Annotated in this window: 3 protein-coding genes; 2 read left to right on the forward strand and 1 reads right to left on the reverse strand. The window is 43.2% G+C overall.

What is annotated here, in order from left to right; all coding sequences use genetic code 11:
• On the reverse strand, positions 1-185 hold a 185-nt coding region (locus NJ959_RS28835; protein ID WP_254015197.1), incomplete at its 3' end, for a hypothetical protein.
• Positions 186-241: 56 nt separating this feature from the next.
• Here NJ959_RS28835 and glyQ point away from each other — a divergent pair.
• Together glyQ and NJ959_RS28845 are read left to right on the forward strand one after the other, a co-directional pair.
• Positions 242-1,126 (forward strand): glycine--tRNA ligase subunit alpha, encoded by an 885-nt coding sequence (gene glyQ, locus NJ959_RS28840; protein WP_254015198.1) that lies wholly within the window; start codon positions 242-244, stop codon positions 1,124-1,126.
• A 509-nt stretch (positions 1,127-1,635) separates the two neighbouring features.
• Positions 1,636-2,127, forward strand: coding sequence for a DUF4079 domain-containing protein (locus NJ959_RS28845; RefSeq protein WP_254015199.1), 492 nt, complete (start codon positions 1,636-1,638; stop codon positions 2,125-2,127).
• Positions 2,128-2,161 lie beyond the last annotated feature (34 nt).

Consider the following 2,161-nt stretch of genomic DNA (forward strand, 5'->3'; position numbering starts at 1 on the left):
TTATAATTTTGACGAGGTACTTTACTTCTTTTAGAAGCTTTCAAACTCTTTATTTTTCTAGGTTCGGTCGCTCTCGGTCGGTGTTTCCTTTCTCGAGCGCATTTATCAATGTAGCTGGTCTCTCTTTGATTGTCAAGCTTTTTCCAAAAGTTTTTTAAAAAAAAGCTCAAAGCTAGTTGTGGCATGGGATTTGCGTCACAATGAATAAGGCGCTTTGATCGAGAGAGAGTAGAGGTCTGTTGTGAACTTCCAGTCAGTCATTGCTACGTTAAACAAATTCTGGGGCGATCGCGGTTGTCTGATTGCCCAATCCTACGATACGGAGAAGGGGGCGGGTACAATGAGTCCCCATACGTTTTTAAGAGCGATTGGACCTGAACCTTGGTCTGTCGCTTATGTGGAACCTTGCCGACGACCAACAGATGGTCGCTATGGGGAAAATCCCAACCGCTATCAGCACTATTATCAGTACCAAGTCCTGATTAAGCCGTCTCCCAATAACATTCAGGAGATTTACCTGGATTCCCTTAAGGCGTTGGGCATTCATCCAGAAGATCACGATATTCGGTTTGTCGAAGACAACTGGGAATCACCAACCCTGGGTGCGTGGGGCGTGGGTTGGGAAGTTTGGCTGGATGGGATGGAAATTACCCAATTTACCTACTTCCAGCAGTGTGGTGGCATTGATTGTCGTCCTGTCTCTATTGAGATTACCTACGGACTGGAGCGATTGGTCATGTATCTTCAGAATGTGGATGCTTTTACTAAAATCCAGTGGAACGATCGCGTTACTTACGGGGATGTTCATCTTCAAGGAGAAGTTGAGCAATGTACCTACAACTTTCAGGCATCTAACCCCGATCTACTGTTTACCCTATTTAGTCTGTACGAACAAGAAGCAGAACAACTGATTGCGCGGGGACTAGTAGCCCCCACACTTGACTATGTTTTGAAGTGTTCTCACTCTTTTAACTTACTTGACGCTAGGGGGGTAATTTCAGTTACGGAGAGAACCCGTTATATTGGCAGAATCCGCAATTTGGCAAGGAGAGTTGCTCAACTGTATTTGCAACAGAGGGAGGCGTTAGATTTTCCACTCAATAAACTAAAACTGTTGTCTGTTTAATACTTATTGTATTAAATAATACAATGCCTAGTAGTTTGCCAGAGTAATTTGATTAATTAGTCTGAAATTTTGGCGGGATATATCGTATAATCCTTTCGTCCAGAAAGTCTGTTATTTCTGGTCATACCAAATCTGGGTCAAATATCCCCTTGATAAATTAGACCGCGGAGGTGGTCTTTGAAAAGTATAGCCGCGACTGGAAGTCGCCCAACCGAAAAAGGGGTAGCCTTCTCTGATTTGGTATAACCTATAAAAGAATGTTCGCTAGACATCTCCAAAATAGAATCTAAAACCCTTACCCTGTATAGCCCAAAACCTAATTTATGGAGATGTCTACTGGTTATGGACTTACGCAGCTACCTTAGATAAGGGTGCGTTAGCAAAGCATAACGCACTACGGATAGAAGATTCGCTTAAGTCAGATGGCTGAACTTTGTCTGGTTAAAATTTCAGACAGATTTATAGGGCTAGCGGTTACGATTTGTAGTAGATAGGATCTTGGAGAATCAATGGAAAATGTAAGTCAGTTATTGACACCAATCTTAGAACCAATTGCCGAGCAATTCCGAAGTTTTGGAACACCAGCACCAATTGTACATTGGGGACATCCCTTGATGATGGGGATTGTCGTCTTTTTTATGGGTAGCTTTGTGGGATTAGCAGGATGGCGGGGACGGGTATTGGCAGATACAGACGCTGCGAATAAAAGTAGAGCCGATCATCGTAAAATAGCACCTTGGATGTTTTTATTTATCGCATTGGGTTACACAGGTGGCGTACTATCTTTGGTGATGCAGCATCAGCCGATTTTAGAAAGTCCTCATTTTTGGACTGGTTCCGTTGTGGTGATTTTATTAGGTACTAATGGCATAATTTCCTTAGCTGGTTTTGGTGGTAACAAAGCTGCACTAAGGACAGTCCATGCTTACTTAGGCAGTACAGCTTTGTGTCTGCTGTTTCTCCATGCCGTGTTAGGTTTGAAATTAGGTCTAGCAATTTGAAAATAGGGAAGGGGGAGTAGGGAGTGGGGAGTGG

It is taken from the genome of Limnofasciculus baicalensis BBK-W-15 (assembly GCF_024178385.1).
Taxonomy (GTDB): domain Bacteria; phylum Cyanobacteriota; class Cyanobacteriia; order Cyanobacteriales; family Coleofasciculaceae; genus Limnofasciculus; species Limnofasciculus baicalensis.

Coding starts and splice junctions, on each gene's coding strand:
- NJ959_RS28845 (WP_254015199.1), top strand. CDS start 1,636: ATGGAAAATGTAAGTCAGTTATTGACACCAATCTTAGAACCAATTGCC.